This window comes from Panacibacter ginsenosidivorans (genome assembly GCF_007971225.1).
GTDB lineage: Bacteria > Bacteroidota > Bacteroidia > Chitinophagales > Chitinophagaceae > Panacibacter > Panacibacter ginsenosidivorans.
Genome location: NZ_CP042435.1, coordinates 3,299,214 through 3,315,163, shown reverse-complemented (window position 1 = coordinate 3,315,163; position 15,950 = coordinate 3,299,214). Strand labels below are relative to the sequence as shown.

General features: G+C 38.9%; 14 protein-coding genes. 6 read left to right on the top strand and 8 right to left on the bottom strand.

What is annotated here, in order from left to right; genetic code table 11:
- Nucleotides 1-49: 49 nt before the first annotated feature.
- Together FRZ67_RS13945 and prfA are read right to left on the bottom strand one after the other, a co-directional pair.
- Nucleotides 50-1,150 carry a glycosyltransferase gene (locus FRZ67_RS13945; RefSeq protein ID WP_147190261.1) on the bottom strand — a complete coding sequence of 367 codons (1,101 nt, stop codon included), beginning with the start codon at nt 1,148-1,150 and terminating at the stop codon, nt 50-52.
- Between the two features lie 137 nt (nt 1,151-1,287).
- A complete protein-coding gene (gene prfA / locus FRZ67_RS13940) occupies nt 1,288-2,352 on the bottom strand; it encodes a peptide chain release factor 1 (protein WP_147190259.1) in 1,065 nt (354 codons plus the stop codon).
- A 147-nt stretch (nt 2,353-2,499) separates the two neighbouring features.
- Between prfA and FRZ67_RS13935 the strand changes: the two genes are divergently transcribed.
- Nucleotides 2,500-3,702, top strand: a complete 1,203-nt coding sequence (locus tag FRZ67_RS13935; RefSeq protein ID WP_147190257.1) for an amidohydrolase family protein — start codon at nt 2,500-2,502, stop codon at nt 3,700-3,702.
- A 171-nt stretch (nt 3,703-3,873) separates the two neighbouring features.
- Nucleotides 3,874-5,142: a Gfo/Idh/MocA family oxidoreductase gene (locus FRZ67_RS13930; RefSeq protein ID WP_147190255.1), complete on the top strand. Its 1,269-nt coding sequence runs from the start codon at nt 3,874-3,876 to the stop codon at nt 5,140-5,142.
- 173 nt (nt 5,143-5,315) lie between these two features.
- Here FRZ67_RS13930 and FRZ67_RS13925 read toward each other — a convergent pair whose 3' ends face one another.
- Together FRZ67_RS13925 and FRZ67_RS13920 are read right to left on the bottom strand one after the other, a co-directional pair.
- On the bottom strand, nt 5,316-5,942 hold the full coding sequence (locus FRZ67_RS13925) for an endonuclease III domain-containing protein (RefSeq protein ID WP_147190253.1): 627 nt from the start codon (nt 5,940-5,942) through the stop codon (nt 5,316-5,318).
- A 308-nt stretch (nt 5,943-6,250) separates the two neighbouring features.
- Nucleotides 6,251-7,879 carry a carboxylesterase/lipase family protein gene (locus tag FRZ67_RS13920; protein ID WP_147190251.1) on the bottom strand — a complete coding sequence of 543 codons (1,629 nt, stop codon included), beginning with the start codon at nt 7,877-7,879 and terminating at the stop codon, nt 6,251-6,253.
- A 97-nt stretch (nt 7,880-7,976) separates the two neighbouring features.
- Between FRZ67_RS13920 and FRZ67_RS13915 the strand changes: the two genes are divergently transcribed.
- Nucleotides 7,977-8,702 (top strand): NUDIX hydrolase, encoded by a 726-nt coding sequence (locus tag FRZ67_RS13915; RefSeq protein ID WP_147190249.1) that lies wholly within the window; start codon nt 7,977-7,979, stop codon nt 8,700-8,702.
- Between the two features lie 98 nt (nt 8,703-8,800).
- Here FRZ67_RS13915 and FRZ67_RS13910 read toward each other — a convergent pair whose 3' ends face one another.
- Nucleotides 8,801-9,628 carry a sulfite exporter TauE/SafE family protein gene (locus FRZ67_RS13910; RefSeq protein ID WP_147190247.1) on the bottom strand — a complete coding sequence of 276 codons (828 nt, stop codon included), beginning with the start codon at nt 9,626-9,628 and terminating at the stop codon, nt 8,801-8,803.
- Nucleotides 9,629-9,826: 198 nt separating this feature from the next.
- Between FRZ67_RS13910 and FRZ67_RS13905 the strand changes: the two genes are divergently transcribed.
- The gene (locus FRZ67_RS13905) at nt 9,827-10,747 is read left to right on the top strand and encodes an alpha/beta hydrolase (RefSeq protein ID WP_147190245.1); all 921 of its coding nucleotides are present in this window, start codon (nt 9,827-9,829) and stop codon (nt 10,745-10,747) included.
- Between the two features lie 17 nt (nt 10,748-10,764).
- Here the strand turns inward: FRZ67_RS13905 and FRZ67_RS13900 are convergent, their stop codons facing one another.
- On the bottom strand, nt 10,765-11,340 hold the full coding sequence (locus tag FRZ67_RS13900) for a hypothetical protein (protein WP_147190243.1): 576 nt from the start codon (nt 11,338-11,340) through the stop codon (nt 10,765-10,767).
- Nucleotides 11,341-11,616: 276 nt separating this feature from the next.
- On the opposite strand from FRZ67_RS13900, the gene FRZ67_RS13895 reads away from it, so the two are divergent.
- Entirely contained in the window at nt 11,617-12,345 is a 729-nt protein-coding gene (locus FRZ67_RS13895; protein WP_147190241.1) for a 3-keto-disaccharide hydrolase, read from the top strand.
- Nucleotides 12,346-12,477: 132 nt separating this feature from the next.
- The gene (locus FRZ67_RS13890) at nt 12,478-13,986 is read left to right on the top strand and encodes a Gfo/Idh/MocA family protein (protein ID WP_147190239.1); all 1,509 of its coding nucleotides are present in this window, start codon (nt 12,478-12,480) and stop codon (nt 13,984-13,986) included.
- A gap of 115 nt (nt 13,987-14,101) precedes the next feature.
- On the opposite strand, the gene FRZ67_RS13885 is transcribed toward FRZ67_RS13890, so the two are convergent.
- Both FRZ67_RS13885 and FRZ67_RS13880 read right to left on the bottom strand, forming a co-directional pair.
- Entirely contained in the window at nt 14,102-14,710 is a 609-nt protein-coding gene (locus tag FRZ67_RS13885) for a methyltransferase family protein (protein WP_147190237.1), read from the bottom strand.
- Between the two features lie 52 nt (nt 14,711-14,762).
- Nucleotides 14,763-15,719: a reductive dehalogenase domain-containing protein gene (locus FRZ67_RS13880; protein WP_147190235.1), complete on the bottom strand. Its 957-nt coding sequence runs from the start codon at nt 15,717-15,719 to the stop codon at nt 14,763-14,765.
- Between the last annotated feature and the right edge of the window lie 231 nt (nt 15,720-15,950).

Sequence of the window (15,950 nt, the reverse complement as noted above, 5' to 3'; positions counted from 1 at the left end):
AATGTTAAAACGGTGCGCAAAACTAAGTCAAAAGATATACCATCTTTTATTACTGTTGTTGTGTCAGTAATTGCCATAGTTGTTCTGTGAAATCCTGCTGTTTATAATTGGCCGTTTGAAGTGCAGCGGCTTCCACCATTTTAGTTTTCTGCTCTTCTTCTTTGTATAGCTGATTAAGTTTATCACCAAAAGCTTCGGGATCTTTTTCTGCAACATACACAGCCGCTTCGCCACCATATTCATTTAAACTTTCCTGGTTTGTTGTAATAACCGGCGTATTACATTGCAATGCAATGATCATCGGCCAAAGGTCTGCATCGTTCATAGCCGGATGTAATAAGGCGTAAGCAGCGGCAATCAGATCGGCAACATCTTTTTTGTCTGCATCATTTACCAGACTTACATCTTCGCGGTATTTATAAGTATCCAGCTTTTGTTCTATAGCTTTTGAAAAACCTTCTTCTTTGGGCAACAATATCAGTTTCATACCGCTTTGCTGCCACTTCTTGAATTTTGAATAGGCTTTTAACAGGTCAACAAAAACAGCTTCATTGTTATCTGGTAAGATAGCAATAAAATATTCCTTGTTCTGTGCATACCGGCTTTTTACATAGAGCTTGTTATGCCATTCCATAGGCACAAAAATCTCTGGGGCTGTATAGGGGATCACGTTTATTTTTTTTTCAATATTTGTAACGGCCCTTACAGCTTCTGCAGCAGTGGCTGAATAAGTTAATACGGAAGCGGCCAGTTGTAAGCTTTCCTTCATTTTTGAAGTGGCGAACTGTTGCCACAACAACATTCCTTTTTGCGGCCGCAGCAAAGCCATATCCGGCACAACCAGTATTTGATCAATGTTGGAAGAAGTGCAAACACCATACAGGCAAAGCGTTTTATCCATCCTGTATTTCTTTAAGATGCGTGCCAGTTTATAGCTATACCAGTACTTTAAAGAAAAACTACTGTTTGCGGGAATAACGATGTGGAGTAAAACATTTTCTTCTTTGATGCTTTCTCTTGCATTTACCACATGATCATAATCTTTGATCACATATTCTTTTGAAGTGGCTATTTCATCCAGTAATGCCGCAAGGTAAGCGGCATAATCATTGGAGAGATCATCACTGTGATGTATAAGTGCTATACGCATATACCCCGGCCCCTGAGATTTTTTACTGTTCAATATATATTCCCCTGTACAAGTGTGCAACGCAAGGAACGATGAAAAAAGAGTTTTAGTTTGGCTCCAAAATAACTCCCGTTTATAAAAGTAAACCTCAAAAATGTCTAATTCTGTTTTACCATTTTCTCTGCATTCTCCGCTACTTGTAATGCTTCTATGAATTCATCTATATCGCCGCCGATTACAGCGGGCAAATTGTATGATGTAAGCCCGATACGATGATCGGTAACCCTTCCCTGCGGCCAGTTGTATGTTCGAATCTTTGCGCTGCGATCTCCTGTACTCACCAGTGTTTTACGATGACGCGCAATTTCCTCTTCATGTTTACGCACCTGTTCCTCATATAGTCTTGTACGTAACATCGTCATAGCTTTTTCGCGGTTGCCAAGCTGGCTGCGTTCCGTTTGGCACACAACTACGGTTCCTGTTGGAATGTGTGTCAACATAACTTTTGTTTCCACTTTGTTCACGTTCTGTCCACCAGCACCACCACTTCGTGCTGTTTCCATTTTTACATCGGCGGGGTTTAATTCAAAATCTACTTCTTCTGCTTCGGGCATTACAGCAACCGTTGCAGCAGATGTATGCACGCGGCCCTGTGTTTCTGTATCAGGTACACGCTGCACACGATGCACGCCGCTTTCAAATTTCAAAGTACCATACACATCCTCGCCCTGCACTTCAACCACTACTTCTTTATAACCACCAACTGTTCCCTCACTTTCACTCACAATAGCTGTCTTCCAGCCCTTCTTTGCACAATATCTTAAATACATGCCCAGCAGATCACCGGCAAATAAAGATGCTTCATCTCCACCGGTTCCTGCACGAATTTCAAGCACTGCATTCTTATCGTCCTGCGGATCTTTTGGAATCAATAATTTAGTTAGCTCTTTTTCGAGTGCCTCTTTTTTATCTTCCAGTTCGGGCAATTCCATTTTTGCCAGTTCACGCAATTCTTCATCGCTGCCATTCAAACTTTCTTTGGCAAAAGTGTAGTCAGCAGATACCTTCTGATATTCCTCGTAAGGCTTCACAATTTTTTCTAACTGCCGGTATTCCTTGCTGTATTGCTGAAACTCCGTCTGGTTATTAATAATTTCAGGATTCGTTAAAGCAACGCCCACCTGCTCAAACCTGGCTTTTATAGCATCTAACTGGTCTAACATTTTTTTGAGAATTTTTATGAGCCGTACAGCAAAGCTCTGATTAAGCTTCGTTGCGTCGCACTCTTGTACGCCTTTATCGCTAATCGGCGATTAAGGGCAGCAAAATTAAGCGTTTTTGGCACTTTATACATCTGTTATCTTTACAGCATGAGTTACAGGAAATTCCAGGCAGACCAGATTTTTACAGGTACACAGCTGCTTGACGGTAATAATGTATTGATCACGGACCAAAAAGGTATAATAGAAGATATTGTTTCAACACAGGATGCCGGTGATGACATTCAAAAATTCAGCGGGGTATTATCACCCGGCCTTATCAATTGCCATTGTCACCTGGAATTAAGCCATATGAAAGGATTAATTCCGGAAAAAACAGGATTGGTTGATTTTGTTTTTAAAGTAATAACTGAAAGACATTTTAGCGAAGAAGAAATTTTAGATGCTATTGCAAAAGCTGAAGATGAAATGCTGATTAATGGAATTACGGCTGTTGGTGACATCTGTAATAATGCATTAACCCTGCACCAGAAATTAAAACAAAGATTAGCGTATTATAATTTTATAGAAGTAAGTGGCTGGCTGCCGCAAATCGCAGGAACACGTTTTGAAAGAAGCAAAAGTTTTTATGATGAGTTTACTCATTCACAATTCACAACTCACAATTCGCAACCCAAAACTTCTCTAGTTCCCCATGCCCCATATTCTGTTTCCAACGAATTATGGAAATACATACAACCTTATTTTGACGGGAAAACAATCAGCATTCACAACCAGGAAACTGCTTTTGAAGATGAATTGTTCCTGAGCAATGCAGGAGATTTTGTGCGTATGTATGAAATGATGAAGATCGATCATAGCCATTTTGTATTAAGTGGAAAAAGTAGCCTTCAATCTTACTTTGATAAATTGGCTGCAGCAAAGAATGTAATACTGGTACACAATACATTTACAAAGCAGGAAGATGTGGCCTTTATTAATGGTGAATCGGCAATCGGCAATCAGCAAACTTTTTTTTGTATATGCATCAATGCGAATTTATATATTGAGAATTCTGTACCTGCAATAGACATGCTGATGAAAAATAATTGTAAAATGGTTTTAGGCACAGACAGCCTTGCCAGTAATCACAGCCTTAATTTGCTGGATGAAATGAAAAGCATAACACAACATTTTCCACACATAGCGTTACAAACATTATTGCAATGGTCAACGATCAATGGTGCAAAAGCTTTGCAGATGGATGATGTATTAGGTAGTTTTGAAAAGGGGAAACAACCCGGAGTGGTACTGATTGATGAATTATATAATCAACATATTACTCTCAGCTCTGCAGTAAAACGAATTATATGATCAAAAATGAGATGAATGCAGAAGTGTGCGACGCAACGATAGTTTAATGCTTGTTCATTAGCCGGGCTCAAAGTATTTTACCATTTATTGGTTTGTTTTATACTTCTTCCACATTGCTTTTAAAAAATGTTTATTTTACAAGTCTTCCAATAAGCACTTCAATTAAAATTTATGGCAGGCAACTATTCCAGATCAAGAAGATCATTTCTCAGGAACGCAGCAGGCACTGTTGCAGCATTTACAATAGTTCCAAGACATGTATTGGGCCGTGGATTTATTCCACCTAGTGATCAGCTTACGAAAGCTGTGATTGGCGTAGGTTCTATGGGCCGCAACCATTTTGCTTATGCGGGCACCCGTGTGGTGGCAATTTGTGATGTGGACAGCAATCATTTGAAAGAAGCGGCTGCGATGCTGGATAAAGATGTAAAAACATTTGCTGATCACCGCGAAGTACTTGCCTTACCTGAAGTGGACATTGTACATATTGCTACACCACCACACTGGCACGGTATTATTGCAGCCGATGCAGCACGTGCAGGTAAAGATATCTGGTGCGAAAAGCCAATGACAAGAACAATTGGAGAAGGTAAACGGTTGATAGAAGTGGTTCAACAACATCAACGCATCTTTCGTTTAAATACATGGTTTCGTTTTACCGACGAATTCTATGGAATGAAAACAACCGTTGCACCAATAAAAAAATTAGTGCAAAGTGGTTTGCTTGGCTGGCCATTAAAAGTTACCGTGAATAAAGCCACCGGGTTCGACTGGAAATTTTATTGGGTGGGTAAAACAAATCTTGAAACATTGCCTGTTCCACCAGAATTGGATTATGACCGCTGGCTGGGACCTGCACCACTAAAGCCTTACAACCCGCATCGTGTGCACCAGACATTCCGTGGTTACTGGGATTATGATGGTGGAGGATTGGGTGATATGGGCCAGCATTACATTGACCCTATTCAGTATTTTTTGGGTAAAGATGATACCAGTCCTATCTCTGTTGAGATCGATGCGCCTGTGCAAGATAAAGATGCAGTGGGTATTTTCAACCGTATTGAATACACGTATGCAGATGGCTGCAAAATAATTTTAGATGGTGAGAATAAAGATGTAAACGCTGCTTACATAGAAGGACCAAAAGGGAAATTATATCCTGAATTCAGGTCTGATATTCCGGACCTGCAAACGAAGCTTGCGGCATTTCCGGACCCTGCACCACAGGTAACTGATTTTGTAGAAGCAGTAAAACAACGTAAAAAATTTGCATTGAATGAAATGAATGGTTTCCGCTCCTGCACTATTGTAAACATGGGAAAGATTGCGTGGGAACTGAATCGTTCATTAAAGTTTGATCCTGTTAAGCAATTATTTATTGATGATGCTGAAGCAAACAGCTATATAGATCAACCGATGCGGGGTGATTGGAAAATATGATTTACTTTTTTGTATTGACACAAAAAAAGTCAAGAAAGAAAAGATATACTGCCCGTTTCTTTCTTTCGCCATGATTAAGCTGTAATGCTACTGTGACTTCAGCAATTAATTATTTAATCAACAGTGCGAAGATTGATTAGTATTTGATTCTTTGCAGAACGAGTTTTGAGTATTTACTTACTGCCGAGGTAATAAGCACACACTGTATTCATAACACACACTTCGCATTTGGGGTTGGTAGGCCTGCAAATTTCTCTGCCAAGAAAAGACATGGCCATGCCTGCATCCCATTGCTTTTGCGGCAATACATCCATCATTTGTTTTTCAATTTTCTTGGGATCAGTACCCGTTGCAATACCAAGCCTTGGTGCTACACGTACCACATGCAGGTCAACAATAATTCCTTCTGCTTCCGCACCAGATTCACGTTTGATAACATTAGCAGATTTGCGGCCGATGCCAGGCAGCTCAGTCAATTCATCAAGGGTTAGCGGAATATTTTTATCCTTCTTTATTTTCTTTGAAAGCTCACTTAACCATTTTGATTTATTGCCAAAATTTCTCACATCACTGATGAGTTCTGCAATTGCATCAGTCGTTGCTTGTGAAAGTGCTTCCATATTTGGAAATGCTGCAAAGAATTGTGGTGCAATCTGGTTGATGTGTTTGTCAGAGTCCTGTGCTGATAAAACCACCATTACCAATAATTGATAGGTGTTGCCATAATCAAGTGGATGTTTTGTGTCTTTGTATTTTTTGAGTAAAGGTTTTACAGCTTCCGGCCAATCTACTTTTGACATACTAAAAATTTATAACCATAAATCTACTATAAATAGTAATTGAGAAAAGAAGAATATGAAGAGTAATTTTTATGTAGTCAACTATATTACTACCGTCATCACCTGTTGCGTCGCACACTTCAGGTTCTTCTTCTTTACTGTGCAATGATCATTATCATAAGCATAAAAAAACATTCCTTCATTTTATAGAAGGAATGCTTAAAATAAAATGATCTTATTTTTACTTGATGCCTTTTTTATTGCAGTACAAGAGTGCGACGCAACAGCAGCTCAATCGATGAACTGCTGTTGGGTACACAAAATTGTTTCTAATTATTCCCATACGCTTTATCTAAGAAAAGATAACGTGCATCATCTGTTGCCTTCACTGCTTTTGATTCTACATTAATGATCATTATATCAGGGTCAGGTGCATCTTTTAATGCAGCAGGCCAGTTAGGCAGGTCTTTGCCGTTAGGGTTTCCTGTTTTGATAAAGTTTGCAAAATATTCTTCCATTGTTGCTGATACTTTATAATCATCATCCGTCCATGCGTAATCTTTTACAAGGTATACATTGCCCATGCAATATTCGATCTCGGAAGCATGTGCAGCACCAACAGGAGCGGGCATTTTAGATGCGTTTGCATCTCTTTTTACTGTGCCGCCTGCGAGGCCCGGTGTAAGAGAATTATCAGCCAATGGTGGTCTTATGCGTGAGAACATATACCTGTACACAGGCTGGTTGCTGTACTTTCTCTGCAGATCAAACCATTTCCATGTGCTGTAAGCAATAAACCTGTCAGAAGCCAATGCAGTAGCAGATAATTCAATTTCTTTTTCAGAACCATGCGGGTATAATTTCAATACTTCTTCATAATCTTTAGGGTAGGCTTCCTTTACTTTTTTTACATAATTCTCATCCGTGTAAGGCCCCTGTGTAAAAGCCATGCCGGGAATTTCAGCAGAATTCCAGCCCACAAGCAAAGGAACTTTAGATTGTTCACCGGCTTTAAAAGTTTCAGGAACTGTTTTGGTGTAGAAATAACCATCTATAACTGTAGGGAATCCAAATCTTTTTGAAGCAATATAATATTCATATAATTCCTGTGTACTCATAGCTCTAAGCTGTGCAAGTGTTGGCGCATTAATGCTTTTCGCAAAATCAAGTCCTGTTTTTTCTGCGTCTTTAAGTGGTACCGGAGATAAGGTTGGATTAATCGATGCACCACTTTCACCAATAGCGCCTGCAAACAATCCTTTTGATAATGGCGAGGCCATTTGTGCAGTTACAGAAATAGAACCTGCAGATTCACCCGCAATAGTAACTTTTGAAGGATCACCACCAAAAGCTGCAATATTTTTTTGCACCCATTTTAACGCAGCATTCTGATCAAGCAAACCATAATTGCCGGAACCTTTATAAGATGCTTCTGCACTTAATTCAGGATGTGAAAAGAAACCGAAAATATTTAACCGATAATTTACCGTTACTGCAACGATCCCTTTCTTTGCCATGCTTGCACCATCATATCTTGGCTCAGAGCCATCGCCTGCTACAAAGCCACCTCCATAAAAATATACCAGTACCGGGAGCCCTTTGGTGTCATGCTTTGCAGACGTCCACACATTGAGGTAAAGACAGTCTTCACTCAGGCCTGCAGATCTAGAGCTCATATCTCCAAATACAATTCCCTGAATTGGCCTTGGCCCAAATTTTTTTGTCTGTAAAACGCCTTTCCAGTTGTCAACAGGCTGTGGTGCTTTCCATCTAAGGTTTCCCACAGGTGGCTTGGCGAATGGGATACCAAAGAATAATTGTAATCCTTCTTTGGTATTGTAGTTCCCTTCAATAATACCGTTTTCAATTTTCTTTTGAACAGGAAAATTGTAATCGGTTTGCGCTACGGCCACAAAGCAGCCCCATACAGCAGCAAACAAGAGTGTGATCTTTTTCATTAGCAAATTATTAATATTTATTGTCTCAAATTGAGACAATAATAAAAACTTTTTTTTACATTGGGCTTATTTATTTTTGAGAAAAGAAAATAGCAGCATGCAAGTAAAACTAAAGAACCCGGCAGAGGATAAGGAAGGGGATAATTATCTTAATAACATAGCCTACGATTCCGTAGTATTCGGGTTCTCGGGTGAGAAGCTAAAAATATTATTGATGGAGTATCACAACACCGGTTTTTTTGCATTGCCTGGCGGGTTCGTGCGTAGAAAAGAAAACCTGAATGATGCAGTACGCCGTGGCTTAAAAGAACGAACAGGTCTTGATAATATTTACCTGGAACAATGCTATGTATTTGGTGATGTAAGCCGTTATAAACCCCAGGTAATGAAGACCATTCTTAAAGCCAATGGGCATGATACTCCAGAGAATCATTGGCTGCTTGACAGGTTTATAACAGTTGCTTATTATGCACTCATCAATTATGAACATGTGGTTCCAAAGCCCGATGCTCTATCAGACTCCTGCACATGGTATAACGTGGATGCACTGCCCACACTTATGCTTGATCATAAAGACATTGTTGAAAAAGCATTACAGACATTGCGTGCTAACCTTGATCAAAAAATTGTGGGGATGAATTTATTACCTGCACGTTTTACTATGAAAGAACTGCAGCAGGTTTATGAAGCTATTCTTGGCGAACAAATACGTCGCACAACTTTTCAAAGAAAAATACTAAGTCTTGGTATTGTAAAACGGCATGGAAAACATTTCTCAGGTAGCGCTAATAAAGCACCTTACTTGTATAGTTTTAAAAAATAGATTTTGCTGCAGTCAACAGAACAGATGGCATCGCCCGTTGTGTCACTCCCTTGTACGTTCTGAATTTTTTGCAGCAATAGAAATTTATAGAGCGCTGATTATAGAAAATTACCAATCATTAAACGCAGGCCTACCAACCCAAGACAAACCGCTAATATTCTTACAATAATATTTGTTTTTATCTTGTGTGAAATATAAGCACCAAGTTGTGCGCCCACTATTGCACCCACTCCCAGATAAATAACCATACGTAATACAGCAGGATCGTCATAGTTGCCTTGTATCACATGCACTATAACACTTACCACAGACATGATGGATAGAATAAAATGCGAAGTGGCCGTGGCAACATACACCGGAAAAGAAAGCCATTGTATCAATGCAGGAACATGTATAATACCTCCGCCAATACCCAACAACGGAGAAAGAAATCCAACAAGAATGCTTATCAAAATGCCTCTACGCTGGTTATAACTGTAAGAAAATGTAATACCCGCTTTATCAGTTATTGTATGATGCTTCCACCCTTTGGGCAGGATACTCAACTCTTTTGCCGGCTTCTCTTTCTTTTTAATAAGTAATACCGCTGAAAGCAGTAACAGTAATAAACCAAAAAAAATTCTAAATGCATTTTTAGGTATATAGGCTGTAAGCAATACACCTAAAATAGATCCTGGTAGCGTAAACAATGCAAATAACAACCCTGCCCTGTAATCTATTCGCCCAGATCTTGCATAAGCTATGCTTCCTGAAAGAGCATTTGCAGCCACAATAGCAATAGAAATAGCCGTAACAATTTCAGGTGTTAGAGAACGGTCTGTGAGTAATAAAAAAGGTACCAGTATAAAGCCTCCGCCTGCACCGATCAATGTGCCAAAGGTTCCAATAAAAAGTCCAATGCTTAGCAACTCAATTGTAGTATACATCCGGATGTGAGTTTAACTGTGAGTGCTGCCATCTATGCGCATGATAAAATATGCAACAGTATAGAAGATAATTAAAGGTATACGATAATAAATTACTAAGGTTACATAGATATTGAAATCTTTAAGTGTATCCGTTATTTTTATACTAAAATATTAGTGATTGATTATATTACATACTTTTTTCCTAACACTTCTTTTATGAAATCAAATGCAATTGCGTGTTTGTCACTGCTATCCTTTTTTATTACCACATACACTAATGCACAAACAACTTCACCTGTGCAGCATATATTTCCCAAGGAAACTGTTACGTACAGTAATATTCCTTATGCTGATGATACGCTCACAAAGCATACGCTTGATGTGTATCTTCCGGCCAAAGCAAAAAATAATTTACCTCTTGTTGTATGGATTCATGGCGGTGCCTGGATGCTGAATGATAAGTATGCAGACATGAGTTATATGCAAAATACGGTGCGTGGTTTTATAGATAGTGGCTATGCTTTGGCGTCTATTAATTACAGGTACAGTACAGATGCTGTTTTCCCTGCACAAATACAGGATTGCAACAAGGCGCTTGAATTTCTTTACCAGCATGCTGCACAATATCATATTGACAATAGCCGCATCGCTGTAATTGGTTTTTCTGCAGGCGGGCATCTTGCATCGTTAATGGCGTTATCAAATAATAATGATGTAAAAGATTTTTATCCGCCGGGCCTAAAAACACATTTTCACATAAAAGCCTTACTTGACTTTTATGGGCCTTCCGATTTTATTGCTATAGCATCAAATCCTGATACCTCTGTAAACAATGCACGCAACCCTGTCTCCATATTATTAGGAGCCCAACCTGTAAACAGGCCTGATCTTGCAAAACATGCAAGCCCTGTAACCTATGTAGATAAGAATGATCCCCCGGCACTTATTGTGCAGGGCGAAAAAGATGAATCCGTGCCTAACACACAGTCAAGGTTATTAAGTTCATGGCTAACAATCGCAGGTGTAAAAAATCAATTGATCATTGTGCCTAATGCACCTCATTATGGTGTAATGTTCGATACAGAAAATATCAGAAGAAATGTGTTTGCCTTTTTAGCAACATACCTGCGTCAATAAATTATGACAAGTATATATTAGTCTTTTTTTTCGTAGAAACGTAAAACTTTAAAAGTTAAACTTCCGTTTTCACCGTTCATTATTTTATATTGTACCACACGTGTACCGCCGGTAGCAATGTCTGTATCCCCAGGCTTATAAACAGGAAAACTTTGCATCAATGTACTAATCATGGTTGTGAATTCATCATGCCCTTTATAGCCTTCACTAATTTTAAGATCACTGTATATATCCGGAAAGCGAACAGGCACAAAGGATTTATTACCGCTTGAAGCAATGCAGGTAATATTACCTATTTCCCCATTTATACCGCCATAAATACATAACAGCAGGTCCGGGTAGCCATCACCATTTAAATCGTCAACCAATATTTTTCGCAACCGCCCTCTTATCATAAAAGCAAGATCCCTTACCTCTTTGTCAAACCCTTTCGGAGAAACCGAAACCTGGTTTTCACCTTCATCTTTATTACTGCACTGAACACGATAGCCTATACTCCCTACAGTTGCAGTAGTGTCAATTTTTTTAATCTGCGCATCAGCCGTTACAGATAACCCTGTTATAAGTAGAACCAGAAAAATAATTTTTAACATAGCACAAATTAAAAGTATTTTTTGTAAAGTATATTTATGTTGCTGTATTTGAAAAATTATTAAGCCAGCGTTACCAATACTATTTAACTTTAGTTGTGTCACTCACTTGTACGTTTAGCTATCTGTTCAGCTTTTATTCATAGATCTATATAATTAAAAGTAGCGGTTAGTATTTCAACAATTCCAATATTATTACATCCTGTCAATAAAACTAATGACTAACTTAGTTTTTTGTAATTACAGATTGCTTCAAATTCCCTTGATAAAATTTTCCATATGATTAAAAAAATTATTCCATCAATCGTTTTTATTATTTCTTTTTCAGCTTGTTCAAACATTCCTAATCAACAATCAAACACGTTAACTGCAGAAGAAAAAAGGGAAGGCTGGCAGCTACTGTTCAATGGGAAAGATTTAACAGGCTGGCACTCTTATTTATTAAGCAACCCAGGTAAAGCATGGCAGGTAAAAGACGGCGCTATTGAATTGAATAAAAATGATGAAAGTGTTTATGAAGATTTTGCAGACCTTACTTCAGATGCAGAGTTTGAGAACTTTGATCTTAAGTTAGAATTTAAAACAGACACCTGCGCCAACAGTGGTGTTATGTTTTATGTACATGAATCACCTGAATATAAAAATACCTGGGAAACCGGTCCTGAAATGCAGATAGATGATGTCATCTGCGGACCCGACCATCTTTCTAAAATGAACAGAATGGGAACGCTGTATGATTTGTTTGCAGTAGATTCAGAATATGTAGGTGCGGCCAACACCTGGTATGAATATGAAATAAAAGCTGATAAAGGCCATTTACAAATGTTTCAGAATGGTCATAAAGTAATTGACACTTACATGTGGAATGATCATTGGAAAGAATTGATAGCTGCGGTTAAATTCAAAGACATGCCTGGTTTCGGAACTTTTAAAAAAGGCCATATTGCATTTCAGGGAACAGAGAATGGTAAAATATGGTTTCGGAATATCAGGATCAAAGAGCTGTAATCTCAATAAAATCACATAGATAAGTTGCCAAATGTGCAGAACGATGAAGTGCTTGCGACGCAACGAAGTTGCTATAAAAAACTATAGCTGGTATCTTAAAAATTTCTTCAACACATTTTCAAATTTGCCATTATGAAAAAGAATTCAAAAAATAAAATCAGTCGCGGAAGCTTTATAAAAAATGCTGCACTTGCAACCGCAGGATTTTACATTGTGCCAAGACATGTGCTGGGCAAAGGTTTTACAGCCCCGAGTGACAAACTCTATATTGCTGCTGTTGGCTGTGGTGGCGAAGGCGAAAATGATATTCATCATTATGCAACCGCGCCAAAGAAGAATGCGGAGATAGCATTTCTATGCGATGTAGATGATCGCATGGCTGCGCCACGCCGCAAAGAATTTCCCAAAGCCGGCTTTTATTACGACTGGCGTGAGATGTTTGAAAAAGAACACAAAAATTTTGATGCAGTTTCTGTTGCTATACCAGATCACAACCATGCGATCGTTGGTTTAAGTGCGATGCAACTACATAAACATTTGTATTTGCAAAAACCACTAACGCATGATATTTATGAAGCACGTATTCTTACACAGGCTGCATCAAAATATAAAGTCATCACGCAAATGGGAGACCAGGGTGCATCATGTGATGGCATACGCACCATGCGTGAATGGTTTGAAGCAGGATTGATTGGTGATATACAAACCGTGTATAACTGGACGAACAGACCTGTATGGCCGCAAGGCATTCCATGGCCTACAAAACATCCGCCGGTTCCTAAAGAATTGAAATGGGATCTTTGGCTGGGCACGGCGCAATACACAGAATATTTTGATAACCTGGTTCCATTCAACTGGCGTGGCTGGTGGCGTTTTGGGACAGGTGCATTGGGCGATATGGCTTGTCATATTATCGGTCCCGCATTTAAATTATTGGAGCTTGGTTATCCAACAGAAGTTACCTGTAGTGCAACTACAGTTTACTCGGGTATTTTCAAAGAAGCAGATTTTCCGGAGAGTATTCCGCCATCGAGTAAGCTTTGTTACAAGTTCAAATTAAAAGATGGGCGTGATCTGAAATTATACTGGATGGATGGTGGTATTGTGCCTGATCGTCCTGATGAACTGGATGCAGATGTAAACATGAATGAAGCGTTAGCAGATGTGCCTGAAGAAAATGATTTTGAAGGTGGCAGTTTATTCATTGGCACAAAAGGAAAAGTTTCCTGTGGCTGGGGTGGAAGCCATCCAAGATTGTTGCCACTTTCTTTAAATAAAGATGTGAACGTTCCAAAAAAATATCCGCGTGTGGAAGGCGATATGGACGGGCATTGGTGGCAATGGATAGATGCATGCATTGCAGGTTATGGCAATGCAGAAGTAGATTCTCCTTTTGAGGGTTATGCTGGTCCGCTTACAGAGACAGTATTGATGGGCAATTTGTTATTGCGCAGTTTTAATCTTCGCAAGACCATCAAAAGAAAAGATCCTGTGTACGGAGAAATGGAAGATTATGAAACACCAGGGCGCTATGTTGCATATAAATGGGACGGCGAAAATATGCGCATCACCAATTTTGAAGCAGCCAATCAATTTGTAAAAAGAGAATACAGGAAAGGCTGGGGAGAATTGAAATTATAAGTGCAAAATATTTTTTGCCGTCTTTTGTTTTTCATAGCATCAACTGTTGTGTCACTCACTTGTGCGTTCGGAATTTCATTGAGCAATGTTTTGCTTAGTATGTCATATATTTTTTTTAGTGGACTGATTTGGTCCTTAGCTTAACAGCAGGCACTAACATGGGAACCTTTGAGACATATTTTTTATAAGTCTCACCGTATTTTATGAGCAGTTTTTTCTCTTCAAATTTTATCCCGATCATTACATACAGCGTAATGATAATGCAGACTATCAGGCTGCTTGCATCAGCAGAAAATAGCACTAAAGACCAGGCTGATAATAAAGTACCTGCATATAAGGGATGCCGGATAACTGAATTCATTCCGCTATAAATAAACTCATCTTTAAACTCATTCTTTCGTAAAATCTTCATACCCGTTACTTGCAAAAAATATTTTTTTGAAGCGCTGATCATAATTATTAATCCGGCAATAAGTGTAAAGGTTGTCAGGAGTTTGATAGTATTATTAACAGGGAATAATAATAATTCGGAAAGTTGAAACTGGTATTTTAGGAGTAATACTAAAAATATAAAAAAGAACAACGAGTACAATAATCGATAATACTTAAAATACTTTCCCAGCAAGTTTTTTATAATGGCTTTAAACCACAGCGTTGCCATTATGCTATGCAGTAAACAAAATGCCAGCCATCCTGCTGCCAGGTAAGTATATAATTCAAGCATTTCTTTGCAATCAATGATGTTATCTAATACTATTCAAAAATATTAATATCACTTAAACCGCATCTCTTTTAATTTTCGGGTACCAATGTTTGGGTACATCAGGATCCGTAGGCTGCGGGGCTTCCTGCATATCAACAACAGGGAATAATTTGGTTTTATATCCGTCAAAATCTTTTGCCCATTCTTTATGATGATAGACACAAACAGGTAAACAAGCAGAGCAATAGTTGTGTTTGGCAAAATAAGGAAAGCATTTTCCTGTATCAACTTTATAACGGTAATTACCAAGATGATCTTTGCCGGCTTCAACAGAACGCTCATCGGGTATCGCATTGGCAGGACAGTAAATTCTGCAGGCTTTGCAATTGTCGCAGAACGCTGCAATGCCTGCATCAATAGGATGATCGATTGCAAGTGGCATATCAGTAATAACACTTCCCAAACGAAATAACGGACCCATCTTTGGATGAATGATAGAACCATGCCTGCCCAGTTCGCCAAAGCCTGCTTTTAATGCCAGTGGAATATGCAACACATCGCTGTCTCCTATCGGGTGCTCAACCGTACATGCATAACCAAGGCTGCGTATATAATCTGCCAGCTGTATCACCACTTCACCCAGCGAAAAATATATACGCAAACATTCAACGGCAGAATTATGAGAAGGCACTTGCTGGAAATTGCGCCAAAGCATTTTTTGCCCTACTACGATCGCATATTTTTCTTTTATCTCCCTGCCTTTATAAATGTCAGATGGTTCTATTTCTGCGACACCCACTTCATCTGCGCCTAATGCAAACGCTTTTTGTTTAATAGCTTCAGATGCAGCTGCAGCATTTTGGAAAAAAGTTTGTTGCGGGTTAACTTCTCCTTTGAATTTTGGATATTGATATTCTTTTATCTGGTAAAGAATATTATCTACTTCTGCAATACTAATAGTTCTGCCACCAACGGATTGATACCAATCGTCCCAGCTAAATGCGGGTGCTGATGTTTCAGAGCCTTTCATGGCACATATTTTAAATGCTAAATAAAATTGAAGATAATTTTTTTTGATGATTAGAATTGCACCGGCAAATAATGAAAGCAAATAACATATTTTTTTTTGTAACCGGCATTAGTTCTTTGTGGCATCGCCTGTTGTGTCACTCACTTGTACGTTCGGAACTGTATTGAGTAAGTTTACGTGTTCACTCGTTTCTTAAGTTTACGGTTGCTTCAGTCGAAGAACTTGTAAACT